The organism is Deinococcus aerolatus, from assembly GCF_014647055.1.
Classification (GTDB): Bacteria; Deinococcota; Deinococci; order Deinococcales; family Deinococcaceae; genus Deinococcus; species Deinococcus aerolatus.
Window position 1 is genome coordinate 18,487 of sequence record NZ_BMOL01000022.1, and the last position, 22,946, is coordinate 41,432.

Here is a 22,946-nt window from a genome sequence, read left to right on the forward strand (position 1 = left end):
TGGACGGGGGGACGCCTTGTCCACCTCTGCCGCGTAGCATCAGCCGCATGATCCGCGCCAAGTATCTCGCCACCGGGGAGGCCTTCGAGTGGGCCGGGCAGACCCAGGGCGTCTGGGTGGACGCCCAGGACGTGTCTCCTGACGAATTGCAGCGCCTGCAGGCCGCCTTCCCCCTAAACACCTTCGCGCTGGAGGACGTGATGGAGCACGGCCACTGGAGCCGCGCCGAGCAGTACCCCGAACACGCCTTTATCACCGTGCGCTCCTTCGCACACCCGGCCGAGGAGGACGAGTTCACCGAGCGGGTCAGCATCTTCGGTTTTCCAGATGCGGCGCTGACCCTGAGCACCAGCGGCACGGCGGCGCTGCGCAGCGTGTGGGCGCTGGTGGGACGTGAGAACGTCAACTCGCCTGCCGAGGTGGTGTACGAGCTGCTGGACCACACCGCCGACACCTTCTTCACGCTGGCCGACGCACTGGAAACGCGTACCGACGCGCTGGAGGAACGGGTCTTCCGCGATCTGCGCGACAACCCGGTGCCCGACATCTTCGAGGTCAAACACCTGCTGTCGCAGGGTCGCCGCCTGGCCAGCGACGCCCGCGAGGCCGCCGCCACCCTGGGCCGCCACGCCAGTGACACCCCGGCCGATCTGGTGCGCTACCGCGATGCCCAGGACAGCTTTAACCGCGCCAGCAGCCGTCTGGACGGGCTGCGCGACTTCCTGACCAGCCTGCTGGATCTGCACCTGAACCTGCAAAACCAGCGCATGAACGAGGTGATGCGGACCTTAACCGCCGTCAGCGTGATTTTCCTGCCGCTGACCTTTCTGGCGGGGGTCTGGGGCATGAACTTCCGGGCCATGCCGGAACTGCAATGGCCGCTGGGCTACGCGCTGGCCTGGGGCAGTTTCCTGCTGATTGGCGGACTGCTGGCGCTTTACTTCAAGCGGCGCGGCTGGTGGTAAACGCAGGGCACTGAAAAACCCTCTGCCCAGGGGGGAAGAGGGGTAAAAAGGCGCGGGTGGGAGCGCTCAGCCGTGGTATCCGCTCAGGCCCTTGAGGCGCGCCTCGTCGATCAGGGTCAGGCAGCGGTAGGCGGGCAGCAGCAGGCCGTCGTCGCGCATCTCGCCGATCAGCTTGCTCACGCTCTCGCGGGTGGCGCCGGTGCCCTCGGCAATCAGTTCGTGGGTGGCGCGGACGTAACGGGCACCGTCGGCGTGCTGGCCGCCCAGGGTGCTGTCAGCGAGGTTCAACAGGTAACGGGCGATGCGTTCGCGCAGGTCACCGTCCTGAATGTGCACGCCGTCGGTCATCATGCGCTGCAACTGGGCGCTCAGGCTGCGGGTCAGGTCCCACAGCTCGGCGGCCGACAGGTGCTCGGGGTGAATCGGGGTCAGGGCAGCGTCGGTCAGGGCCACCACCTGATGGGCACGCGACAGGCCATGCAGCGTTTCCTCGCCGAAGATGTCGCCGGGATGGATATGGCGCACGGTCAGGTTGCGTCCCTGGGGGGTCAGGCGCACGGCGCGCATCAGGCCGCTTTCCAGACGGTACAGGCTGGGCGAGCTGTCACCGGCGTAGTACAGCGTCTGCCCGCGCCGGACCTGCCGTGAGGAGAGGTCGGCGTGGATGGCGGGGCTGACGGTGGGGGTTACGTAGGTCATGGGCGCTCCTGTAGGCACAAGGGGCATTTCAGAGAAAAGTTTCGCTCACCGGAGTCGAACCCGTGCGCCGAACCCGACGCCTCTTCTGAACAGCCTTTCGTACCAGGAGTGTACAAGGATTGAATAACCTTTGAACGTTCAGGCGCCACAGTGTGAAGACTGGGCCAATCCTTGCAATGTCTGATGGCTAGCGCAGCACCTCCAGGCCGTCCAGAACCACGCTGGCGTGGGCCTCGGTCGTCAGGGCATGGTCCTGGTTATAGCCGCCGGCCAGCATGGTGACCACGGGAATGTCCGCCGTTCTGGCCCAGGCCAGCACTGTGCGGTTGCGTTCGCGCACGCCGTCCAGGCTCAGGGCAAAGCGCCCGAAGCGGTCCCCGGCCAGCACGTCCGCGCCCGCCAGATACAGCAGCAGGTCGGGGCGGAAGGCCTCCAGGGCGGGCAGGGCCTGCTGCCGCAGGACGGCCAGATATTCGCGGTCGGTCACGCCGTCGCCCAGGCCCAGGTCCAGCGAACTGGCCTCCTTGCGAAACGGATAGTTGCGCTCGCCGTGGACGCTGAGGGTAAAGGCCCGCGGCTCCGGCCCCAGCATGGCCGCCGTGCCGTTGCCCTGATGCACGTCCAGATCAATCACGGCCACCCGCGTGGCCAGGCCCGTATCCAGCGCCACCCGCGTCAGCAGCGCGGCGTCATTGAGCAGGCAAAACCCCTCGGCGCGGTCCGCGAACGAGTGGTGCGTGCCGCCTGCCAGATTTGCGCCCCAGCCGGTCCGCACGGCGTCATGCAGCGCCGCCAGCGAGCCGCCCGCCGCCCGGCGCGAACGCTCCACCATTTCCGGGGACCACGGCAGGCCCAGCGCACGTTCCTCGGCCCGCTGCACGTCGCCCAGCCGCCAGCGCCGCAGCCACAGCGGGTCATGTACCCGCGCCGCGTCGGCCCAGGTCAGGGCAGGCGGCCCCAGCACAGGCAGATGCGGGCGCAGCAGGTCGCGTACCCCGGCGTACTTGTAGTACGGAAAGCGGTGGCCTTCCGGCAGCGGAAAGTGGAAATCGGCAGGCGAGTACGCCCGGAAGGGATGGGCGAAAGTCGGCGGGGCGGGGGTGGGCATTGCTCCCAGTCTGGGACAGACGGCGACAGGGAACCGGGGGGCGGGTTACGGGATGAGGCGGCCAGGGACGCCTGCCCGGACCGCACCCTCCGTTCCCCACCTTTATTTCCTGTCCCGCCTTTCCTGTTCTAACCCTGCTGTTGCTGGCCCAGCACGGTCCTGAGCACGTCGCTGATGGTGACCAGCCCCAGCAGGTGGCCGTCGTCATCCACCACCGGCAGGCCGTGAACGTCCAGCGCCAGCATCTGGCTCAGGGCGTCGCGCATGGGAGTGCCGCCGCGCAGGTGCCCGGTGGGCGGACGCATCAGGTCACGGGCCTGCTTGCCTTCCAGAAAGAACTGGTTGCCCAGCACCGTATCGCCGTGGACGGCGGCGGCCCGGTCCAGCGCCTCGGCCAGATCGGTCTCGTGCAGCAGGCCCACCAGCACGGGGCCGTCAAGCACCGGCAGGACCCGCAGGCGTGAGACGCGCAGCTTGGCCGCCGCCTCGTGCGCCGGGGCAGCGGCGGGGGTGGAAACCACGCTCACCGTCATGTGCTGTTCCACCGAGCCCCAGCGCAGCCGCGCAGTTCTGGCCTCGGCGCGCAGCACGTCGGTCAGGGTCAGCATCCCCAGCAGCGCGCCGCTGTCGTCCACCACCGGCAGCCCGCCGATGTGCCGTTCCAGCATGGTGTGGATGGCCGTGGCCAGCGGTGTCTGGGGCGTGACCGTATGGACCGGCTGGCGCATGACCTCGCGCACCCGCATCCGCCCCACGCGCCCGGCAAAGGCCCAGGGGGTCAGGCCCTCCTTCAGTGGCGGCAGGTGGCGCCGGATCTCGCCGTCGGTCAGGATACCGATCACCCGGTTCTGACGCCCGGTGCCCTCCTGCACCACCGGCAGCCGCTTGACTTTCAGTTCCTGCATGGCGACCACGGCGTCGGCCAGCGTGGCGTGAGCGCCGATGCTCACGGCCCGGCGGTGCATGGCGTCGGCCACCGTTAAGAGTTCGGGCGATGGGGACGGGGTGGATGCGGTCTGGGTCGCAGTCTGATCGGACATGGAGCAACACCTCCTGGTGGGCCTGGGGCGTGGACGGGGTTCTAGGCTCGGGCCAGCTTCTTCCAGGCGCATTACGGCGGCATTACCGCCTGTGGAAGACTGGGGCCATGCCCCCGCCGCCCGGCCAGATCATCCTGATCAACGGTGCCTCCAGCGCCGGAAAGACCACGCTGTGCCGCGCCCTGCGCGACGCGCTGCCCGACACCACCGCGGGGCCGTTCCTGCATTTCTCGCTGGACTTCTTCATGTTCGACGCGGACGTGCTGCCGCGCACGCCTGGGGGCCGGGTGCGCGACTGGGGGCGCATCCGGCCGCAGGTCTTCGACGGCTACTACCGCTGCCTGCCCGCGTTGCTGTCGGCGGGCAACAATCTGGTGGTGGACCTGATCATCGAGACGGGGGCGCAGCGCGACCGTCTGCGCGAGCTGCTGGCCCCGCACGACGTGTATCTGGTGGGCCTGCGCTGTCCGGTCTGGGAACTGGAGCGGCGGGAGGCGGCGCGTGGAGACCGTCGCGCCGGCGACGCCCACCGCGACGCGCAGACGGTGCATACCTTCATGCCCTATGACCTTGAACTTGACTGCACGGACGCCCCGCCGCACAACGTGGCGCGGGTGGTGTCCGGCTGGACGGCGCGGCCCGCCGGGGCAGTGTGGGGTCGGGGGGCGGAGTAGGGACTGCCCCTCTGGCTCCCACCCCATGCGTCTCAGCCTGTGGGCCTGTAGTCTGGGCCATGCCACGTCGTGTGCTGTTGCCTGCCCTGTTGTTGTCTGCGCTTCTGACCGCCTGTCTGGGCCAGCCGCCGGCCCCGAATCCGGAACCGGGCGGGCCGCCGTCCCCCGCAGTGTGCCGCCCCCTAATTGCCGCCTCGCTGGGCACGGCCCCCCAGCACTGGCCGCAAGTCAGGGCCGATTGGAGCGCCGCGCGGGTCACGGGCCAGGTGCTGATCCTGACGGACAGTATGGCTGGGCCGCTGCAGACCCAGGCCCTCAGTGCTCTGGGAGGCGTGCAGGCGCAGGCGATCTCTCCGGGGGTGCGCCTGGCCCGGACTCCGGCGGGCGAGAGCGATCAGGCCTTCGCGGGTCGCCTGGAGGCCGCAGGGTTGCGGACCCAGCCCAACTACGTTTACCGGGCACTGGCCGTGCCCAATGATCTGGCGTTTCCAGGCAACGCGGGCCTGGAGATCAAGGCAGGTGCAGGCACGGTCAAGGTCTTTCAGACCTACCTGACACGCATCAGGGTGCCGGAGGCCTGGGACGAGCTGAAGGCCGCTGGAAAAACGCCGCTGGGGGCCACCACCGCTGTCCTGGACTCGGCGGCGGACCGCAGCCACCCCGAATTGCAGGGCCGCGTGAGCGAGGCTGCGTCGTGTCTGGTCCCGAACCCGGATGGGGAGGAAATCACGGCCGGCGAACACGGCACCGAGGTTACCGGCCTGATCGGCGCGAACACCAACAATGGCCAGGGCATTGCTGGCGTGGCCTGGAGCGGCCCCCTGCTGAGCATCGCGGTGCTGGACAGCTCCGGCTCCGGCAGCACGGCGGACCTGGCCGCAGGGTTGAATTACGCCGTTCAGCGAGGGGCAAAGGTCATTAACATCAGCGTGGGCACCCCCAATCTTCAGGGAGACGCGGTGCTGGACGCGGCGCTCACAAACGCCACGAAGTCGGCGGTGGTGGTTGTCGCGGCGGGCAACTCGCCGAACGAGGGCGTGTATTACCCGGCCAGCCACCCGGACGTAATTGCGGTGGGGGCGGTGGGCAGCCGGGACGGAGAGCTGGCCTGTTACAGCGCCCGCCCCGACGCCGGGCACCCCCGCAAGCTGGATATCGTCGCGCCGGGCGGTGCTGGTTATAAACACAACACATGTCCAGGAGCCAAGCCTAATGAGGATATACCCGTTCTGGCCTCCGGCGGAAAGTACTCGCTGAGTGTAGGCACCAGTTTCGCAGCCCCGATGGTCAGCGGCGTCGTGGCCCTGATGCGCGGCGCAAACCCTGGCCTGAGCGCGGCGCAGACCCGTGCCCTGCTGCTGGGCAGCGTCAACCGCACGGCCGGATTGCCCCTGCTGGACGCGGCTGCTGCCGTGCGTGCCGCGCTGCGTTAGAGCATTTGTCCGAATGGAAGTGTCAGAAAAAGAGACTTCTGACGCTGCCATTTTCTGCTCCGCAGCTTTGCAAGTCCCAAATCCCCAACTAAATTTTCTCACTCCTTCGGTCAAAAGTGGACAGCTCTTTTGACACATACTTCAGACGCCAGGGCCAGGGCAGGAAAAATGGCGGCCCCGGTTGCGGGCCGCCACTTGCCTTGATCAATATTCTCTTCTCGGACTGCCCTGTGCACCCGCCCCTACTGGTGGGTGTTGCCCGGCAACAGCGCGGGCGCCTGCAGGTGGCGCACCAGCAGGATAAACACCACGGCGGCGTGCATCACCAGCAGGCCGAACAGCGCCTCCTCGGGCGCGGTGGAGTAGCCGTAGGCCCCCACCAGTTGAAACAGGGTCATGACCAGCAGGGCGCGTGGACGGCGCTCGGGAAAACGCACGTACAGGTAGAGGCCGCCGCAGATGCTGAACAGCAGGGGCAGAATGAGGGTATTGATCAATCCTTGATCCATGCCTCATTATCGGGGCCATCCTCTGACATGACTGTCACCTGCATAGAAGTCTTGCAGGACGGCAAAAAGTGGCTAAAGTCACCAAACGGATGGACGGGAATCACTGGGCGAGCCGAAGCAGGTCTACAGGCGGTAACGCGCCAGCTTCTGCGGGTCCAGTGCATGGTCGCGCAGGCTGCTCACGTCCAGCCACCCGTCCTCGAAGGTGACGGGCCGGTTCAGCAGGTCGCCCTGCAACTTCAGCACGAAACTCAGCTCGCAGGGCTCGGTCACCCCGGCGTGGGTGGACAGCAGGGCGGCGTGCAGGGTGCCCAGCCCGGTGCTGGCCTGCGAGCCCACCATGCCGCGCTTGCCGTGCCGGGCAGCCTCGCCCAGCATCCACGCGCCGTCGGTAAAGCCGTTGCGGGCAGTCTTGACGTTCAGTACGTCGAAGGTGTCGAAGTCCAGTTCCCGCGCCAGATCGGCGGGGGTAAAGCAGCTGTCGTCGGCCACGATGGGCAGCGGCGTGTGGGCGTGCAGTTCGGCCCGCGCCCGCAACCCGCGCACCGGCAGCGGCTCTTCCACATACAGCAGTCCGGCCTCCCGCATGGCGCTCAGGGCGGCGGGGGCGGTTTCCGGCGTCAGGGTCTCGTTGCTGTCGGCGTACAGCAGCACGTCCGCGCCAAAGGTGCAGCGCAGGTCGGCAATCACGGCCAGATCGCGGGCGTGGTCCCGGCCCACCTTGACCTTCAGGCAGCGCACACCTGCCGCCACCACACGTTCGGCCTCGGCCAGCATGTCGGCGGGCGTGCCCAGCCCCAGGATGAAGCTGACGCGCACGCGCGGGTTTGGTCCCAGCAGCGTGTCAAACAGGGTCAGGCCTGCGGCGCGGGCACGGGCGTCGTGCAGCGCCATGTCCAGCGCCCCGCGCGCGGTGTGGTTGTTCGCCACGCTGTTGCGCGCCCGGTTCAGGGCCGCCTCGTCGGCGATGTCCAGTCCCGTCAGGGCGGGGGAGAGGTGGGCCAGCACGGCCACCACGCTGGCGGGCGTCTCGCCGTAGATGGTGGGGCGCGGCGTGGCCTCGGCCTGCCCCACCGTGCCGTCCGACAGGCTCACGCGCACCAGCACATGCTCGGCGGCGCTGATAGAGGAATGGGCCCCCCAGGCCAGAGCGGAGGTCAGCGGCAGCCGGTATGGAATGGCCTCAATCTTCTGAACGGTGACGCCGCTGCGGGACACTTCAGGGGGGTTCATGCCCATGCCTGCACGGCCCGTGCCACCTGGGCCGGGCTCAGGGCCACGGTGTCCAGAACCAGCGCCCGCTGCGGTGGCAGGGTCCGCAAGAACTCCTCGGCGGCGGCGGGATCGTACTGGCGGCGCTCGCTCAGCACGATGCGGACCTTTGCCAGCACTCCGGCGGCGGGGCAGTCCGGCCCTTCCAGCGCAGCCAGCTCGTCCAGCTCCCCATCAGTGAAGACGGCGGCCACACCGGGCAGCGCCGCCAGCCCGGCCCGCAGGTGACTGGCTGCCCCCGTGTCTGCCGCCACCTGATCGAAGCCGTCCGCGCGTCCCAGCAGGCGGCGCACGCGCACGGCGTCAGGGGCACCCAGCGCCACGAAGCGCCACGCCGGGAAGTGCCGGGCGGCGTGGCGTACCTCGTCCAGTCCGCGCAGGCCGTCAAACAGCGGGGCCGTTCCCCAGTGGCGGGTGTCGGCCAGCAGCGAGCCCAGCGCCTGCGCCATACCGCCTGGGTGGGCGGCGCGGTACTGCGCGGTCAGGGCGAAGCGTTCCTCGCGGTCGGTCACGGCGCGGCCCGCCAGGGGCCATAGCATCACGGCGTCGGTCACCTCGCGGCGGTTGGGCAGCACTCGCTGACCCGTCAGCTGTTGCAGGGCCGCCAAGGCGGTGCTCTTGCCCACCCCGGTCACGCCCACCAGCACCGTCAGCGGCAGCCCGCCCAGCGCCTGTTCATCTGCGCTGGGCGACGTGTGGTCAAGACGAAGGTGGGGCAACGGCAGGCGGGCGCTCACAGGGTTCAGGCTACACGGCCCGGAGGCCGGGCGTCCGCCAGAGGTCCAGCCCACCTCGCCTTACCGAAGGCGCTCATCTCCCGGCGCGACCGCAAACACCCCGCCCCACGCCTTGTAACGACTGACAAACTCTTCTTCGGTGCGTGTGCCGTCCGCAAACGCGACGGTGCGCGTGACCACGGCCCGCATTCCGGCGGCGGGCATGTCCACGCGCCGCGCCGCACCCTTCTCTAGTGCCCGGTCCACCATAAAGGTGGGATCGGGCGCGGGCCTGCGGGCACTGATGGAGGGTTCAGACAGGCGGACCTTGCGGCCGTCGTCCGCTCCAAACACGCTGACGGTCAGCGTCTCGGCCTTCAGGTCCCAGGCGGCCTGCACCAGCAGCGGCGCGGCGGTGTCGTTCTTCCAGCGCAGATCCTTGCTGGGGGCGTAGACAGCGGCGTCCAGGCCTGGTTCCTCGTAATAGCCCACCAGATACGAGTGTTCGTGCCGCTCGGTGATGGGTAAGCCGGCGTTGAAGGCGGCCCGGAACACGGTGGTGCTGACCTGACAGATGCCGCCGCCGTCCTCGGTGGACAGGGTGTCGCCCGTGACCACGTAGCCCGGCTGAAACCCTGTGGCCGCATTGATTGGCCCGATCAGGGCGTTGAAGCTGAAGGTTCCGCCCGGCGCCACCCACGCGCCCTGTATCCTCTGCGCCCCGGTGCGGATGTTGTGCACCCGGAAGTCGGGGCTGCCCGCAAAACTGGACTGGCCGCTGGCCAGGTGCCCCAGCCCCTTCCCGGCGGCCCAGCGCACGCTGCGGGCCGGGGCTTCCAGCGCGACGTTCAGGACGCTGCGCGTCTGGCCCTTCCGGATGGCCCCCAGCAGCGCTGCCTCGCTGGCCTGCCGCTGCACCTTCCAGCCGGTGCGGGCCTCACCGATCCAGTCCGCGCCCACCTGCCGAAAGCGGATGTCGCGGGGCTGTCTGGCCTCAATTCCGGCGTACACACGGTCCAGCGCAGGCCGGATGGTCTCCAGCGAGCCGCTCTCGCGGATCTGCGTGGTCTGTTTGGGCCGCAGGGACAGGCTGGCCGACAGGTTCAGCAGCGGACGCTGCACCTCTCCATCTACCAGACGCGGCTCCGGCACCGTCCAGCGCAGCTCCATCGTCTGCGGGCGCTCAGGATCAGGCGCCGGGGCGGGGGGAGCTGGTGTTACAGGGGTGGGGGTGATCACAGGAGGGGATGGAGAGGCAGAGGCGGCGAGGACAGGACTCGCCTGCGCCTGCGTTGCGGCCTCGGCGGGGCCACAGCCGGCCAGCACCGCGCCCAGCCCGGCGAGGCCCGAGGAGATCAAGAGCACTTTGAATGCGGTCATAAAATGCGTTCCCTTTTCTGGCGTGCGAAAGGTGAAAGGGGAGAGGCCCGCAAGCCGCTCCCCCTTTCCGTCTGAGCGGGTTCCGCTCAGGGCATCAGGACAGTGTCGATCACGTGGATCACGCCGTTGCTGGCCATAACGTCGGCCTTGGTCACCGTGGCGTCGTTGATCATGACCATGCCGCCGCTGGTGGATACGTTGATGTCCGCGCCGTTCACGGTGGTGCCGCTCGACATTCCCATGACCTGCGAGGCCGTGACCTTACCGGCGACAACGTGGTATAGCAGCACGGCCTTCAGCTTGGCGGGGTCATTCAGCAGCGCGTTCAGGTCGGCCTGAGGGATCTTGGCGAACGCGGCATTGGTGGGTGCAAAAACCGTGAACGGGCCGGGGCTGCTCAGGGTTTCGACCAGTCCGGCAGCCTTCACGGCGGCCAGCAGGGTGCTGAAGTTGGGATCATTCGACACGATGCCAGCAATGGTGTTGCTGGCAGGCATGGAACTGCCGCCGCCGGCAACGGCAGCGCCAGTCAACAGCAGAGTGGTCATCAGAAGCATTTTTTTCATGGTGGTCCTCCAGAAAAGAGAGCGGCTTATCATGCGAAACAGGCGTGGTCTTCTCAGAGTTTGGGCGATGCGGCAGATATATCCCGGTGAAGCAAGGATCCTACCCGCACCCACAACCTCTTTGACGCCCGTATCGTAACTGCCCATTCGGCAAGACCCGCGTACGGCGCAATACAGTATGTGATCAGGTTAAATTCTGGATTGAACTGTACGTTAAACCACCGAACTTCATTGATGCGGTTCGGGAGCTCCTGGGTTGACGCTAATTGTGGGGTTCAGTCTTCTGTGAACCCGACTGCGATCAACCGCAGGTCGTTCAGGTTGTGCCCACTGGGACCAGTGACCAGAGTGTCGCCCAGCGCGGCGAAGAACGACCCGGAATCGTTGCGCTCCAGAAAGTCGCGTGCCTCCAGGCCCGCCGCCCGTGCCCGCGCGCGGCTGCCGGGGGTCAAGAACGCTCCGGCTGCCGGGCTGGAGCCGTCCACGCCATCCGAGCCCGCCGACAGGGCGTGCAGGCCATCCTCGCCCAGCGCCAGCAAGAGCGCCAGCGCAAATTCCAGGTTGCGTCCGCCCACGCCATCGCCGCGCAGGGTCACGGTGGCCTCACCGCCGGAAAGCAGCACCACGGGGGGCTTGACTGGATCGCCATACTTCTCAACGCTGCGGACCAGCGCCGCGTGCGCCCGCGCCAGTTCGCGGGCCTCGCCCTCGAAACTGTCTGAGAGGATGACGGCCCGGACACCCTGACCCTGGATGTACGCCTGCGCGGCCTCCAGAAGATGCCGGTTGGAGCCGATGATGGTGTTGGTGACGTGTGGCAGGCGGTCCGGCGTTTCGGGAACCTTGCCGTCCACGCCTGCCTGAAAGTGCTGGCGGGTTGCCGGGGCCGCAATGCTGTAACGGTCCAGCACCGCCAGCGCCTCCGCAAAAGTCGTGGCATCCGGCACCGTGGGGCCGCTGGCGATCACGGATGGATCGTCGCCCACCACGTCGGAGATCAGCAGCGCCGTGACCTGCGCGCGCGTGGCCGCCGCCAGCCGCCCGCCCTTGCTGCGCGACAGGTGCCTGCGCACGGTGTTGATCTCGCCGATGTCGGCCCCGGCCCGCAACAGCTCCCGCGTCAAGGCCTGCTTTTGCTCCAGCGTCACGCCGTCCGGGGCGGCCATCAGGGCGCTGCCGCCGCCGGACACCAGCACCAATGCCTGTTGATCCTCTCTCAAGGCTCCCAGCCGCTCCAACGCCGCTTCCGCCGCCGTCACGCTGGAGGCGTCGGGCACCGGATGGCTGGAGAGCATCAGCGTGGCCGAGCCGGGTAGCTCCAGATTCTCAGTGCCGCGGGGCGCGATCACCAGGGTTTCCACACCGGGGTACGCCGCCAGGGCCGCCCGTGCCATCGGCAGCGCCGCCTTGCCGAACGCCAGGATGAAATCGGGCCTCTCGCCCTTCAGGTGTGGGGCCAGCAGGCGGGCCGGACCCGCGGCCTCCAGCGCGGCGCGGTACGCCTGTTCCAGCAGTGAGCGGATGTTCATGGCAGGGGTTCCTTTTGGTTCTAATTGGTTCTGAAGGGAAAGGAACAGCGGAACGCAGGACGCGAAAAGGCGCTGGCTGCGTCCCGCTGGGGGTGTGGGGACTGGCTTATTCGGTGCCGCTCATCTCGGCGTAGAACTTCGCCATGCCCGAGTGGTCCAGATCGCCGTCGCCCTGCGCGATCATGGCATCCATGATGTTGGCGGCCACGCCGGTGGCGAACAGTGGCACGCCCGCCTCGTGGCCCATTTCCAGCGCCAGGCGCAGATCCTTGCGGTGCAGGTTGATGCGGAAGCCCGGCTTGAAGTTGCCGTCCAGAATGCGCTGCCCGTGCAGGTCCAGGATGCGGCTCTGGGCAAAACCGCCCAGCAGCGCCTCGCGCACCTTTGCCGGGTCCACGCCGGACTTCTTTGCCAGCGTCAGGGCCTCGGAGACCGCCTGGATGGTCAGGCCCACCACGATCTGGTTGGCGATCTTGGTGACCTGTCCCGCGCCGGGACCGCCGATGTGGACGATGTTCTTGCCCACAGCCTCGAACACGGGTCTGGCACGGTTAAACGACTCCTCGCTGCCGCCCACCATGATGCTCAGGGTGGCACCTTCCGCACCCACCTGTCCGCCGGACACTGGGGCATCCAGCACGTCTGCACCTTGGGCCGACAGTTCCTGCTGGACCTTGCGCGAGGTGTTGGGCGAGATGCTGCTCATGTCGATGAACAGCGCGCCCTGCTTGATGCCGTGGGTGACGCCGTTCTCGCCCAGCGCCACCTCTTCCACCTGCGGCGAATCAGGGAGCATGGTGATGATGATGTCGCTCTGCTCGGCGACTTCTTTAGCGCTGTGGGCCGCCTTCGCCCCGGCCCCCACCAGCTCGTCCATCACCTCGGGCGTGCGGTTGTGAACGATGACGGAGAATCCAGCCTTCACCAGATTCAGCGCCATGGGTTTGCCCATGATGCCCAGACCGATAAAGCCGATGGTTTCTTTGTGTGCCATGTGGTGGCCTCCTTTCAGGTTAAGTCGGGGGACGAAGTTCAGGCGTTCTGTAATGTTTTGAGCCAGCCCAGCGTGTCTTCCGTTCGCCCTTCGGGGATGTATTCCAGGCCCACGTACCCCCCGTACCCCAGGCGGTCCAGCTCGGCCATCAGGAAGGGGTAGTTGATTTCCCCGGTTCCTGGCTGGTGGCGGCCCGGCACATCGGCCAGCTGGATGTGGGCGATGCGGTCCAGGTGCTCGCGTACGGTTTCGGTCAGGCGGCCTTCCACACGCTGCATGTGGTAGAAGTCGTACTGCAATTTCACGTTGTCGCGCCCGACTTCGTCGATCAGATCGAGGGTGTTCTGCGTGCCGTACAGGTAGAAGCCTGGCACGTCGTAGGGGTTCAGCGGCTCGACGATCAGCGTCAGGCCCGCGTCGCCCAGCTTGTCGGCGGCGTACTGGAGGTTGCCCACCACTGTCTTGCGCGTGGTGGCCTCGTCGCCCTCGGCCTTCCCGACGAGGACGTTGATCAGCCTTGGCCCTTCGGCACCTTTGTAAAGAACGTCCGCATAGGTCAGCGCCTGCTCGACGCCCGCGCGGAACTCGTCCTGACGGCCCGGCTGAACGGCAATGCCACGGTCTCCGCCGGGCCAGTCTCCGGCAGCTAGGTTGAACAGTGCCTGACGCTGCCCGTTGCGGTCCAGCCGGTCCCGCAACTCGGCGGCGTCGTAGGGGTACGGGAACATGTACTCGATGAACCGGAACCCGGCCCGGCCCGCCGCGTCGAAGCGGTCGAGGAAGTCGTGTTCCTGAAACAACATGGTGAGGTTGGCAGCGTACTTGAGCATGGCGTCTCCTTTGCGCGGTCCGCGTGGGGCAAAAGTCAGAAGGTCCAGGGGCAACGCGTTCGTCACGACGCTTCGGTGCCTGGGCCTTCAGACCGGGGTCAGTCCAGCATCGCAACCGCGGTCGGCGCGTCCTCGCGGGCGTCGGCCAGGTCCTCGAACTCCACCACGTTGTCCAGCTCGGTGCCCATGCTGATGTTGGTGACGCGCTCCAGAATGACTTCCAGCACGACCGGCACCTGGAACTTCTGGGCCAGCGCCCTGGCCTCTTCCAGCCCCTCCTTGATCTTGTCGGGGTGGGTGACGCGGATGGCGCGGCAGCCCAGGCCCTCGGCCACGGCCACGTGGTCCACGCCGTAGCCGTCCAGCTCGGGGGCGTTGATGTTGTCGAAGGCCAGCTGCACCTGATAGTCCATCTCGAAGCCGCGCTGCGACTGGCGGATGAGGCCCAGGTAGCTGTTGTTGACCAGCACGTGCACGTAGGGCAGCTTGAACTGTGCGCCCACGGCCAGTTCCTCGATCATGAACTGGAAGTCGTAGTCGCCGCTCAGGGCCACCACGGTCTTGCTGCGGTCGGCGGCCACCACGCCCAGCGCGGCGGGCATCGTCCAGCCCAGCGGCCCGGCCTGTCCGGCGTTGATCCACTGGCGCGGCCCGTACACGTGCAGGAACTGCGCGGCGGCGATCTGTGACAGACCGATGGTGCTGACATACACGGTGTCGCGCCCGAAGGACTTGAGCATTTCCTCGTACACGCGCTGCGGCTTGATCGGCACGTTGTCGTAGTGGGTCTTGCGCAGCATGGTGCGCCTGCGTTCGCGGCACGCTGAAGCCCACTCCCCGTAGTCGGGCAGCTTGCCTGCCTGCCGCAGCTCGCGCGCCACTTCCACCATCAGCCGCAGGGCCGCGCCCGCGTCGGACACGATGCCGTAGTCGGGGCCGAACACCCGCCCGATCTGGGTGGGTTCGATGTCGATGTGGACAAACTTGCGCCCCTCGGTGTACTTCTCGATGCTTCCGGTGTGACGGTTGGCCCAGCGGTTGCCGATGCCGTACACAAAGTCCGAGGCCAGCAGCGTGGCGTTACCGTACATCTGCGAGGTCTGCAACCCCGCCATCCCGGCCATCAGCGGGTGGTCATCGGGAATAGCACCCCAGCCCATCAGCGTGGGTATCACCGGAATGCCGGTCAGTTCAGCGAAGGCCACCAGATCGTCGCTGGCGTCCGCGTTGATGATCCCGCCGCCGGCCACCAGCAACGGGCGCTCGGAGGCGAACAGCATCTCCAGCGACTTCTCGATCTGGGCGCGGCTGGCACTGGGCTTGTAGGCGGCCAGCGGTTCATAGGTGTCGATATCGAACTCGAGCTCGCCCATCTGCACGTCGAAGGGCAGGTCAATGTGCACGGGGCCGGGGCGGCCCGAACGCATGATGTGGAAGGCCTGCTGGAACACGTAGGGCACCAGGGCGGGCTCGCGCACGGTCACGGCCCACTTGGTCACCGGCTTGGCAATGCTCTCGATATCCACCGCCTGGAAGTCCTCCTTGTACAGGCGGGCGCGGGGGGCCTGACCCGTGATGCACAGAATCGGCACCGAGTCGGCGATGGCCGCGTACAGGCCGGTGATCATGTCGGTGCCGGCAGGGCCGGAGGTGCCGATGCACACGCCGATGTTGCCGGCCCGGGCGCGGGTATATCCGTCGGCCATGTGCGAGGCCCCCTCCACATGCCGCGCCAGGATGTGTTCAATCCCGCCCAGCTTCTTCATGGCCGCGTACAGCGGATTGATCGCCGCGCCGGGAACGCCGAAGGCAATGTCCACGCCCTCTTTCTTCAGGACTTCCACCGCCGCTTCAATTGCCCTCATCTTCGCCATACGCCTTGCCTCCTGTGAGCCTGTTGACCCAGCGTAAAACTTAGACGTCTATTTGTCAATGTATGATAACAATTTTTATAGAATGGAAATAAGAAGGCATTGGAGATGCGCGGCCCATCCTGACAGCGGTGCACCAGGTCATGGGTACGGCTAGGCGAACAGCCAGAGGAGACGTAGGCGCCGGAGATAAAAAACGCGGAGATGTGGCGGTGGTCCAGACTCCGGCGTGTACTCAGGTCTGCCGGTTCACCGCGCCCGCTTCCAGATGCCCCACGATCTTCATGGCAATGCGGGTCAGGGCGTCCACTTCCTCTGCGGTCAGCACGCTCAGGGCCTGCTGCTCACGCTCAATGTGCTGGGGCAACAGCCGTTCCACCAGTGCGCGGCCCTGTGGACTCAGGCGCACCAGCGCCGAGCGCCGGTCGGTGGCGCTCACCACGCGCTCCACCAAGCCCTTGTCCAGCAGGCGGGTCACCCGGTTGGTCATGGACGGCCCGGAGATGGCGGTCAGGTCGCTCAGCTCGGTGTGCGTCAGGCCCTGCGCCGGCGCGGAACGCAGCAAGGTCAGCAGCAGATCCCAGTTGGAGGAGTTGATGCCTTCTTCGCTGTAGGTCTGCTCTACATGCCGCGCAAAGGCGCTGCCCAGGCGGTCCAGCAGCAGTCCCGTCAGCATGGGGGAGGCATCCAGCTCAGGCCGGAGACGCCGCCAGTCCTGCTCAATGCGGCTAAGCAGGGTGGCCGTGTTTCCGGTCACGGGCTGGGCCAGAGCCCTCTCGTCGGTGGCCGCCTGGGTCATGCGGCATAGGTCCGGGAACGGGGCGCGAGATGAATGTTCATACCGTGAAAATTGTAACCGCTGGGCTGGCGGCGCGGGGGCCGAGGCACAGGGGTCTGTTCAGCCCTGTGTGGGTTCAGAGACTGGCGGGAGGTAAGCGGTCTGCCGCCCCGCCTCTTTTCCCCCCTGCGGCGGCGTGCTACACTTCTCCAGTTTGCCCTCGGAACTGGGGGCGGGATTTGCTGCGTTTGCCGGGCAACCCACACAGAACTGGCCGCCCACAACAGACCGGGTGGGCCGCCTGGAAGGAGAACGACCATGAAGCGTACTTATCAACCCAACGTCCGCAAGCGGGCCAAGACCCACGGCTTCCGCGCCCGCATGAAGACCAAGGCCGGCCGCAACATCATCGCGCGCCGCCGTGCCAAGGGCCGCCGCCAGCTGACCGTCGCCGACGAGTAAGGCCGTCGGAAGCGGGACCTTATCGTCCATCCTGAACAGCCCAGCGCCACGCAGGCACGGCCCCGCCGTCCGGTGGCGCTGGATTCTTTGCGTGGCGACCGCGAATTCCGCAAGGTCCGCAACCACGGCGTGGCGGTGCGCGATCCGCTGTTCACGCTGCGCCTGACCGAATACCGTCCGCGTTACGGCGAGCCGTGGCAGCCGCGCGCCATCATGGGCATTGTGGTGTCCAAGAAGACCCTGAAGCGCGCCGTGGACCGCAACCGTGTCCGCCGCCGCGTGCGCGAGGCCCTGCGAACCCTGCCGGGCGGCCTGCCGCCGTGCCGCGCCATCCTGCTGCCCAATCCGGGCGTGCTGGGAGTGCCGTTCGCCGAGTTGCAGGCCGCGCTGGCCCGCGCCATTGCCAGGGCACCCAGTCAGGGCAAGCGCGGCGGCAAGGCGGGGAACGCGGCCCGGCCCGGCCGCGTATCAGAGCGCGTGACGCCTGCGCCCGCCCATCCCCCCAAGGACCGCCCATGAGCCTCGCCTCACGCGGGCTGGTCAGGGTGGTGCGCTACTACCAGCGCACGCTGTCGCCGCGCAAGCCGGTGCCCACCTGCCGCTTTACCCCCACCTGCTCGGAGTACGCCGCGCAGGCCATTGAGCGTCACGGCGCGGTCAGGGGGGGCTGGCTGGCGACGTGGCGGGTGCTGCGCTGCAATCCGCTGGTGCCGGGCGGCTACGATCCGGTGCCGGACCACTTTCCGGGTCCTCCCCCGCTGGAGACCAGCCCCCCACCCCCGGCCTCGTCACCGCCGCCTGACCCCCAGACAAGCCCTTCCCCCAAAAAGAGACACGCATCCTGATGAAACCCAGACTGTTACTTCCTCTAATCGCTGCCGCGGGCGCCCTGCTGCTCACGGGCTGCGGACAGACCGGGCCGCTGCCGGTGTTCGGCAAGGCCATCACCCCTGACTGGATCAAGGCCGATTTTGACGGCCAGCCGGGCGATGAGTTTGTCGCCACCAGCAACCTGCAGGACGTGGTGTTCAACGCGCGCGGCGAGGTTGTCGGCTGGTTCGTCAAGAGCTACGCGGGCACGCCGTACATCAAGCGCAATGCCGACGGCAGCGCCAACCTCAGCGGCCTGAAGAACCAGGCCAGTCTCGTCAACATGGTAGGGGACCGCAAGGCGCTGGCGCTGGCCGGCGGCGGCCTCGACCCGGCGCAGCCTGCCGAGACCACCGAGCCGCAGCTGACCACCAACCTTCCGGCCAACGAGCAGACCGCCGTGTTCCGCTACACCCAGAACGGGGTGGACGTGACCAAGACGGTCACGCTGCACCCGCGCAACTTCAAGATCGACGTGAAGACCGAGGTGGCGGGTGGCCCGGCCAACGTGGACATGCTGTTCCCTGGTCTGGGCAAGGCCGACAACCCGCGCGTGCAGGCCTACGCCCGAAACGGTGCGGAACCGGCCTCGGTGCAGGGCAGCGGCACGCTGACCGTCGAGAACATCCAGTACGCCGCGTTGCAGGAGACCGGCTCAGGTCCCTTTGGTCCGGGCCAGCTGGCCCACGCGCTGATCGTGCAGCCACAGGGCGACACCACGGCGAGTGCCACCCTGACCGGCGGTGAACAGGGGCTGATCACTGCCCGCGTGCCCGCCGTGAGCAACCTGGAAGTCTACGGCGGCAAGAACGAACTGATTCACCTGTACCAGAGCGGCTACACCGCGCTGCCAGGGTTGTTCGCCCCGAACCTGTTCGGCAAGATCAGCCTGTTCATCGTCAAGATCATGGAGTCCATCTACAAGGTGGTGGGCAACTGGGGCCTGGTGCTGATGCTGCTGACCGTGCTGCTGCGGGCGATCATGTGGCCGCTGATGCAGGCGCAGGGCCGCACCACCGCGCGCATGCAGGTGATGCAGCCCAAGATCAAGGAGATTCAGGACAAGTACAAGGACCGCAAGGACCGCGACTCGCAGGTGGCCATGCAGGCCGAGATGCAGCGGCTGTACAAGGACTACAACTTCAATCCGGCCGGCTGCCTGTCCACCTTTGTGCCCTTCCCGGTGCTGATCGCGCTGTGGTCCACCATCCGCAACTTCGAGTTCGACAGCGGCTTCCTGTGGCTGCCGGACCTCGCGATTCCGGACCCCTTCTATATCCTGGCGCTGCTGTACCTGATCGTGAACATCGGTCAGCTGTACGTCATGACCCGCAAGAACCCGCAGATGTTCCGGCAGCAGGCGTTCATCTACCTGATTTTCCTGTACTTCGCCCTGACCTTCCCGGCAGGCGTGACCATCTACATCATCCTGTCGACCCTGATCGGCATCATCCAGCAGGTCATCATCAACAAGCAGGTGGAGGCCGAGACCGCCACCATCGGCCAGCGGGTGCAGAAGACCACGGTCGCGGCCGGCGCAGGAGGTGGGGAAGCCAAGACGGTAATTACCAAGTCGGCCCCCAACATGCCCGGCGCCACCAAGCCCCGCAAGCCGCCCAAGACCCTGGACGCGCCCAAGGACTGATCGGCCCAGCCGGTCAACAGAACAGCCAGGCAACAGAAAGCCGCCCCGCCGTGAAGGTGGGGCGGCTCTTTTGCTCTTCGGAAGGTCGGTGAGAGGTGTGCGTCTACGCGGCTACCGCGCCAGCCGGCCCCACGCCCCCAGGGTTAGCAGGGCGTCCACGGTCAGGGCGCTGTGCCATCCGGCCTCGGCGGCGGGCCAGTCTGCGGGAAACTGCCCGAACCACGTCCAGCTCGGCTTCCACGAGCCGTCCTCCGCCTGGGCTGCAATCAGGTGCAGCAGGGCGGCGCTCAGCGGTTCTTCCAGCGCGTGCGCCAGCGGATGGTCCGGTGTGGGGGCCACCATCAGCGGGTTCAGGCCGTGTTCGGCGAAGGCGTCGGGGGCGGCCTGTACCCGTCCCGGCAGCACGTCAGCCAGGTACTCCAGGACGGGCCGGCGGTGATCGTCCGGGATGTGCAGGCTTCCGGCAAACACCGCCGCTGCCGCGTGTCCGTTCACGTCGTCCTTCTCCAGCCCCGCCAGCACGGCGTCCCGCGTTTCCAGCGTCAGCTGGGCCAGCAGGCCGCCCGGCAGCGTCTCGGGCCAGTGCCACAACTGCCCCACGATCTCGGCGCGCGGGTTGACCCGGAAGCCGTCAAAGGTGCGGGCCAGCTCGCCCCCCGTGCTCTGGTTCCACCACGGCGCGTGCGGGTGTGCCTCAGCCTGCGGGGGCAGGAAAGGCCACACGCTGCCGTCCAGAGTGGTGTGCAACTGGGCATGCAGCCAGTCCACGGCGTCCCGGAGCAGCGGTTCGTCGGCCGGCACGTCCAGCTCACGCAGCACCCGCAGGGCCATCATGGTGGCCAGCACGCTGCTCTCGGGGGCGCGGCAGTCCGGCTCCAGCGCCTGCCCGAACCCGCCGTCCCCGTTCTGGTAGGCGCGCAGTTCGCCCAGCACCCCGGCGGCCGCCGCACCTTCAAACGCGTGCCGGAACCGCGCTGCGTCCAGGGGCCTGCCCTGTCGTTCCAGAAAAGCGCGGGCGCGGGCGAAGGCCTCCGGCGTCAGATTGGTTGTGGGCATAAGGGAGCGTAGCACCGGCCCTGAGGGCGGGGCCGGGCGGTCAGGGCTGAGGGTTCAGCGGCTGACGGTCCAGATGCCCGCGAAATCCGCCAGCTGGGTGTTGTTCTCTGGCGTCGCGTAGGCGCTGATGCTGCCGTCCAGATACAGCGCGTCGGGGCATTTCAGGCGGTCCCGGAAGAACACCGCAAAGGCGTAGAAATTGACGGGTCCGGCGCTGACCGCAAAGCGGACCCGCCCGTCCGAACACACGCCCACGCCGCTGCGGACCTTGAAGGAAGGGCTTCCCCTATTAAATGCTGGATGTACCTGCCCGCCGGCCAGCAGCAGCGGCCCCGACTGCGTGGCGAAGGTGGGCTGAGGGGCCAGCCGGCGATAGGCCTGGGTTTCGGTCACACCCGCCTGTCTGCCCCGGACCCAGAACACCCCGTTGGGCAGCAGCGCGAAATTGCCGCCCGAGCGGGCATTGTTGACCGGCACCAGCGTCCTGCCGCCCTCGACATGCAGCCCCAGCGGACGCAGGCCCGGCGCGTAGATGCCGCTGTTGGTGGCGAACAGCATGTCGCGCCCCAGCTTGTTCAGGCGGCCCTGCACCTGGGCGAAGCTGGCATAGGGCTGGGCGGTGGTGGGATTGAGCCAGTGCAGTTCCAGCCGATCTCTGGTCAGGTCAACCTCGGCGACGGTGTACAGCATGCCCGCTGACACCACCTTGTTCACTTGGAAGGCCTGGGAGGCGGGGCTGCACGACATCAGCAGCGCGGTAAGGAGGAAACGGACGGCGATCATCGCAAGGCATGATGCCGCCCAGCGGGGCTGAGAAAAGAGGGCGGCTTTCCGCTTCAGCCCGCCGCACTGTGGGGCCGTGGCAAATGGGGGTCTGGCGCCGCCTTACCATGTCCGCATGACCCCCTCCGAGAGTGCAAGGCCCGTTCAGTCCACCTTTGACCTGCGCAGCCCGTCAAGCGGTGAGGTGATCGCCCAGCTTCCCGATCACGGTGCGGACGAGGCCCGCGCCGCCGCCGACCGCTCGGTGGCCGCTTTCGCGACGTGGCGGCGCACCACCGCCTACGCCCGCGCCTCATTGCTGCGCTCGTTCTTCGACCTGATGCGGCGCGACGAGCAGGAGATCGCCACCCTGATTGCCCGAGAGATGGGCAAGCCGGTGACCGAGGCGCTGGGCGAGGTGCGGTACGCGGCGTCCTTTATCGAGTGGTACGCCGAGGAAGCCAAGCGTGTGTTTGGCGACATCGTACCCAGTCAGGTACCGGGCAAGCGGCTGCTGGTCACGCAGGAACCGGTGGGGCCGGTGTACGCGGTGACCCCCTGGAATTTCCCGGCGGCGATGGCGACCCGCAAGGTGGCTCCGGCGTTGGCAGCCGGCTGCACGGTGATTCTCAAGCCGGCCGAGCAGTCCCCGCTGACCGCCCTGAAGATGCGTGACCTGTGGACCGAGGCAGGTGGCCCGGTCGACACCTTCCAGGTGATCACGGCCAGCGATCCCATTGTCATCACGAAGGTCATGATGGACGACGCCCGCATCCGCAAGGTGACCTTTACCGGCAGTACCGAGGTGGGCCGACTGCTGGCGGCCCAGGCGGCCCCCACCCTCAAGCGCGTGTCGCTGGAACTGGGCGGTCACGCCCCATATCTGATCTTCGCCGACGCTGATCTGGACCAGGCCGTCCTGGACGTGGTGGCCTGCAAGTTCCGCAACGCGGGGCAGACCTGCGTGTGCACCAACCGCATCTATGTGCAGCGCGAGATTCTGCAGGAGTTCACGGTTCGCCTGACCCGGGCTGTGGAGGCGCTGAAGGTGGGCGATCCCCTGGACCCGGCCACCCAGATTGGTCCACTGGTGGATGCACAGGGCCTGGAGAAGGTGCAGCGGCATGTGGACGACGCCCTGGCCCAGGGGGCGCGGGCCAGCACCGGCGGCGAGGCTGGGGACGGTCTGTACTTTCAGCCCACGGTCCTGACGGGCGTCACGCCCGACATGCTGGTGATGCAAGAGGAGACCTTTGGCCCGGTGGCCCCGCTGCTGGCCTTCGACACCGAGGAAGAAGCGGTGCAGGCGGCCAACGACACCGAGTTCGGCCTGGCTGCGTACCTGTGGACCACTGACCTCAACCGTGCCTTCCGCGTCAGCGAGCAACTGGAATACGGAATCATTGGCTTGAACGATCCGGTGCCCAGCACCGCGCAGGCCCCATTCGGCGGCGTCAAGCAGAGTGGTTATGGACGCGAGGGCGGGCCCTGGGGCATCCAGGAGTACCTGAGCACCAAGTACCTGAGCATGACGGTCCGCTGATTTCGGTGGTGTGGGGCAGGAGTGGGGCGGCGTGAATCTTTCGCGCGGCCCCTTCTCTTTACCTGGGCCATGACGACCCTCAAGAAAAAAGCCGTCAACAACGCCCTTTTTGGTTTGACGCTGTCTGCGCTGGGGCTGTTTCGCACGCGCAAACTGCAAGGGGGGTTGACAGTTTCGCGAATGCCCTGTATCTTTTCTGAGCCTCGAGAGAGGCGGGCAGCATGACAAGTGAAGCGTGAAAGAG

The 22,946-nt window shown here is 67.4% G+C and carries 23 protein-coding genes; 8 read left to right on the plus strand and 15 right to left on the minus strand.

From position 1 onward, the window contains the following. The first annotated feature begins 47 nt into the window (after window positions 1-47). Window positions 48-965 carry a magnesium transporter CorA family protein gene (locus IEY31_RS16290; RefSeq protein WP_188973920.1) on the plus strand — a complete coding sequence of 306 codons (918 nt, stop codon included), beginning with the start codon at window positions 48-50 and terminating at the stop codon, window positions 963-965. Between the two features lie 66 nt (window positions 966-1,031). Here IEY31_RS16290 and IEY31_RS16295 read toward each other — a convergent pair whose 3' ends face one another. The 3 genes from IEY31_RS16295 to IEY31_RS16305 form a co-directional block, all read right to left on the minus strand. Continuing rightward, window positions 1,032-1,664 carry a Crp/Fnr family transcriptional regulator gene (locus IEY31_RS16295; RefSeq protein ID WP_188973922.1) on the minus strand — a complete coding sequence of 211 codons (633 nt, stop codon included), beginning with the start codon at window positions 1,662-1,664 and terminating at the stop codon, window positions 1,032-1,034. 187 nt (window positions 1,665-1,851) lie between these two features. Further along, entirely contained in the window at window positions 1,852-2,772 is a 921-nt protein-coding gene (locus tag IEY31_RS16300) for a histone deacetylase family protein (protein ID WP_188973924.1), read from the minus strand. 128 nt (window positions 2,773-2,900) lie between these two features. After that, window positions 2,901-3,812 carry a CBS domain-containing protein gene (locus IEY31_RS16305; RefSeq protein ID WP_188973926.1) on the minus strand — a complete coding sequence of 304 codons (912 nt, stop codon included), beginning with the start codon at window positions 3,810-3,812 and terminating at the stop codon, window positions 2,901-2,903. A 107-nt stretch (window positions 3,813-3,919) separates the two neighbouring features. On the opposite strand from IEY31_RS16305, the gene IEY31_RS16310 reads away from it, so the two are divergent. Then, entirely contained in the window at window positions 3,920-4,486 is a 567-nt protein-coding gene (locus IEY31_RS16310; RefSeq protein ID WP_188973928.1) for a chloramphenicol phosphotransferase CPT family protein, read from the plus strand. A gap of 89 nt (window positions 4,487-4,575) precedes the next feature. Further along, window positions 4,576-5,919, plus strand: coding sequence for a S8 family peptidase (locus IEY31_RS16315; protein WP_229723722.1), 1,344 nt, complete (start codon window positions 4,576-4,578; stop codon window positions 5,917-5,919). 242 nt (window positions 5,920-6,161) lie between these two features. On the opposite strand, the gene IEY31_RS16320 is transcribed toward IEY31_RS16315, so the two are convergent. The 10 genes from IEY31_RS16320 to IEY31_RS16365 form a co-directional block, all read right to left on the minus strand. Continuing rightward, complete coding sequence (locus IEY31_RS16320; protein WP_188973932.1) at window positions 6,162-6,428, minus strand: hypothetical protein; 267 nt, start codon at window positions 6,426-6,428, stop codon at window positions 6,162-6,164. Window positions 6,429-6,551: 123 nt separating this feature from the next. Next, complete coding sequence (locus IEY31_RS16325) at window positions 6,552-7,661, minus strand: enolase C-terminal domain-like protein (RefSeq protein WP_188973934.1); 1,110 nt, start codon at window positions 7,659-7,661, stop codon at window positions 6,552-6,554. Then, the gene (locus IEY31_RS16330; RefSeq protein WP_373289189.1) at window positions 7,658-8,437 is read right to left on the minus strand and encodes an ATPase; all 780 of its coding nucleotides are present in this window, start codon (window positions 8,435-8,437) and stop codon (window positions 7,658-7,660) included. Before IEY31_RS16330 ends, IEY31_RS16325 begins: the two co-directional genes overlap by 4 nt. A 60-nt stretch (window positions 8,438-8,497) precedes the next feature. Then, window positions 8,498-9,796, minus strand: coding sequence for a VanW family protein (locus tag IEY31_RS16335; protein ID WP_229723723.1), 1,299 nt, complete (start codon window positions 9,794-9,796; stop codon window positions 8,498-8,500). Between the two features lie 86 nt (window positions 9,797-9,882). Beyond that, entirely contained in the window at window positions 9,883-10,362 is a 480-nt protein-coding gene (locus IEY31_RS16340) for a fasciclin domain-containing protein (RefSeq protein WP_188973935.1), read from the minus strand. A gap of 275 nt (window positions 10,363-10,637) precedes the next feature. Beyond that, complete coding sequence (locus IEY31_RS16345) at window positions 10,638-11,891, minus strand: glycerate kinase type-2 family protein (RefSeq protein WP_229723724.1); 1,254 nt, start codon at window positions 11,889-11,891, stop codon at window positions 10,638-10,640. A 106-nt stretch (window positions 11,892-11,997) separates the two neighbouring features. Continuing rightward, window positions 11,998-12,885 carry a 2-hydroxy-3-oxopropionate reductase gene (locus IEY31_RS16350; RefSeq protein ID WP_188973937.1) on the minus strand — a complete coding sequence of 296 codons (888 nt, stop codon included), beginning with the start codon at window positions 12,883-12,885 and terminating at the stop codon, window positions 11,998-12,000. A gap of 38 nt (window positions 12,886-12,923) precedes the next feature. Then, entirely contained in the window at window positions 12,924-13,715 is a 792-nt protein-coding gene (locus IEY31_RS16355; RefSeq protein ID WP_188973939.1) for a hydroxypyruvate isomerase family protein, read from the minus strand. A gap of 98 nt (window positions 13,716-13,813) precedes the next feature. Beyond that, on the minus strand, window positions 13,814-15,580 hold the full coding sequence (gene gcl / locus IEY31_RS16360; RefSeq protein ID WP_229723725.1) for a glyoxylate carboligase: 1,767 nt from the start codon (window positions 15,578-15,580) through the stop codon (window positions 13,814-13,816). 241 nt (window positions 15,581-15,821) lie between these two features. Next, window positions 15,822-16,385, minus strand: coding sequence for a MarR family winged helix-turn-helix transcriptional regulator (locus IEY31_RS16365; RefSeq protein ID WP_188973943.1), 564 nt, complete (start codon window positions 16,383-16,385; stop codon window positions 15,822-15,824). A gap of 297 nt (window positions 16,386-16,682) precedes the next feature. On the opposite strand from IEY31_RS16365, the gene rpmH reads away from it, so the two are divergent. The 4 genes from rpmH to yidC all read left to right on the plus strand — a co-directional run bounded on the left by rpmH (window position 16,683) and on the right by yidC (window position 19,341). After that, window positions 16,683-16,826, plus strand: coding sequence for a 50S ribosomal protein L34 (gene rpmH / locus IEY31_RS16370; RefSeq protein ID WP_029479434.1), 144 nt, complete (start codon window positions 16,683-16,685; stop codon window positions 16,824-16,826). A gap of 87 nt (window positions 16,827-16,913) precedes the next feature. After that, window positions 16,914-17,345 (plus strand): ribonuclease P protein component, encoded by a 432-nt coding sequence (gene rnpA / locus IEY31_RS16375; RefSeq protein ID WP_188973945.1) that lies wholly within the window; start codon window positions 16,914-16,916, stop codon window positions 17,343-17,345. Further along, window positions 17,342-17,671 (plus strand): membrane protein insertion efficiency factor YidD, encoded by a 330-nt coding sequence (yidD, locus tag IEY31_RS16380; protein ID WP_188973947.1) that lies wholly within the window; start codon window positions 17,342-17,344, stop codon window positions 17,669-17,671. Before rnpA ends, yidD begins: the two co-directional genes overlap by 4 nt. Then, a complete protein-coding gene (gene yidC / locus IEY31_RS16385; RefSeq protein WP_188973950.1) occupies window positions 17,671-19,341 on the plus strand; it encodes a membrane protein insertase YidC in 1,671 nt (556 codons plus the stop codon). Before yidD ends, yidC begins: the two co-directional genes overlap by 1 nt. A 111-nt stretch (window positions 19,342-19,452) precedes the next feature. Here yidC and IEY31_RS16390 read toward each other — a convergent pair whose 3' ends face one another. Then, window positions 19,453-20,397, minus strand: a complete 945-nt coding sequence (locus tag IEY31_RS16390; protein WP_188973952.1) for a hypothetical protein — start codon at window positions 20,395-20,397, stop codon at window positions 19,453-19,455. A 54-nt stretch (window positions 20,398-20,451) separates the two neighbouring features. Next, a complete protein-coding gene (locus IEY31_RS16395) occupies window positions 20,452-21,180 on the minus strand; it encodes a phosphodiester glycosidase family protein (protein ID WP_229723726.1) in 729 nt (242 codons plus the stop codon). 115 nt (window positions 21,181-21,295) lie between these two features. Here IEY31_RS16395 and IEY31_RS16400 point away from each other — a divergent pair, with 115 nt between their 5' ends. Then, entirely contained in the window at window positions 21,296-22,702 is a 1,407-nt protein-coding gene (locus IEY31_RS16400) for an NAD-dependent succinate-semialdehyde dehydrogenase (RefSeq protein WP_188973954.1), read from the plus strand. The last annotated feature ends 244 nt before the right edge of the window (window positions 22,703-22,946 follow it).

Excerpts from the sequence above, each read along its gene's own strand:
- IEY31_RS16390 (WP_188973952.1), bottom strand. The coding sequence starts at position 20,397 with ATGCCCACAACCAATCTGACGCCGGAGGCCTTCGCCCGCGCCCGCGCT.
- IEY31_RS16365 (WP_188973943.1), bottom strand. The coding sequence starts at position 16,385 with ATGACCCAGGCGGCCACCGACGAGAGGGCTCTGGCCCAGCCCGTGACC.
- IEY31_RS16335 (WP_229723723.1), bottom strand. The coding sequence starts at position 9,796 with ATGACCGCATTCAAAGTGCTCTTGATCTCCTCGGGCCTCGCCGGGCTG.
- yidD (WP_188973947.1), top strand. The coding sequence starts at position 17,342 with ATGAGCCTCGCCTCACGCGGGCTGGTCAGGGTGGTGCGCTACTACCAG.
- IEY31_RS16395 (WP_229723726.1), bottom strand. The coding sequence starts at position 21,180 with ATGATCGCCGTCCGTTTCCTCCTTACCGCGCTGCTGATGTCGTGCAGC.
- IEY31_RS16305 (WP_188973926.1), bottom strand. The coding sequence starts at position 3,812 with ATGTCCGATCAGACTGCGACCCAGACCGCATCCACCCCGTCCCCATCG.
- rpmH (WP_029479434.1), top strand. The coding sequence starts at position 16,683 with ATGAAGCGTACTTATCAACCCAACGTCCGCAAGCGGGCCAAGACCCAC.
- IEY31_RS16295 (WP_188973922.1), bottom strand. The coding sequence starts at position 1,664 with ATGACCTACGTAACCCCCACCGTCAGCCCCGCCATCCACGCCGACCTC.
- IEY31_RS16320 (WP_188973932.1), bottom strand. The coding sequence starts at position 6,428 with ATGGATCAAGGATTGATCAATACCCTCATTCTGCCCCTGCTGTTCAGC.
- IEY31_RS16325 (WP_188973934.1), bottom strand. The coding sequence starts at position 7,661 with ATGAACCCCCCTGAAGTGTCCCGCAGCGGCGTCACCGTTCAGAAGATT.
- IEY31_RS16345 (WP_229723724.1), bottom strand. The coding sequence starts at position 11,891 with ATGAACATCCGCTCACTGCTGGAACAGGCGTACCGCGCCGCGCTGGAG.
- IEY31_RS16400 (WP_188973954.1), top strand. The coding sequence starts at position 21,296 with ATGACCCCCTCCGAGAGTGCAAGGCCCGTTCAGTCCACCTTTGACCTG.
- IEY31_RS16310 (WP_188973928.1), top strand. The coding sequence starts at position 3,920 with ATGCCCCCGCCGCCCGGCCAGATCATCCTGATCAACGGTGCCTCCAGC.
- IEY31_RS16300 (WP_188973924.1), bottom strand. The coding sequence starts at position 2,772 with ATGCCCACCCCCGCCCCGCCGACTTTCGCCCATCCCTTCCGGGCGTAC.
- IEY31_RS16355 (WP_188973939.1), bottom strand. The coding sequence starts at position 13,715 with ATGCTCAAGTACGCTGCCAACCTCACCATGTTGTTTCAGGAACACGAC.
- IEY31_RS16350 (WP_188973937.1), bottom strand. The coding sequence starts at position 12,885 with ATGGCACACAAAGAAACCATCGGCTTTATCGGTCTGGGCATCATGGGC.
- IEY31_RS16340 (WP_188973935.1), bottom strand. The coding sequence starts at position 10,362 with ATGAAAAAAATGCTTCTGATGACCACTCTGCTGTTGACTGGCGCTGCC.
- yidC (WP_188973950.1), top strand. The coding sequence starts at position 17,671 with ATGAAACCCAGACTGTTACTTCCTCTAATCGCTGCCGCGGGCGCCCTG.
- IEY31_RS16290 (WP_188973920.1), top strand. The coding sequence starts at position 48 with ATGATCCGCGCCAAGTATCTCGCCACCGGGGAGGCCTTCGAGTGGGCC.
- gcl (WP_229723725.1), bottom strand. The coding sequence starts at position 15,580 with ATGAGGGCAATTGAAGCGGCGGTGGAAGTCCTGAAGAAAGAGGGCGTG.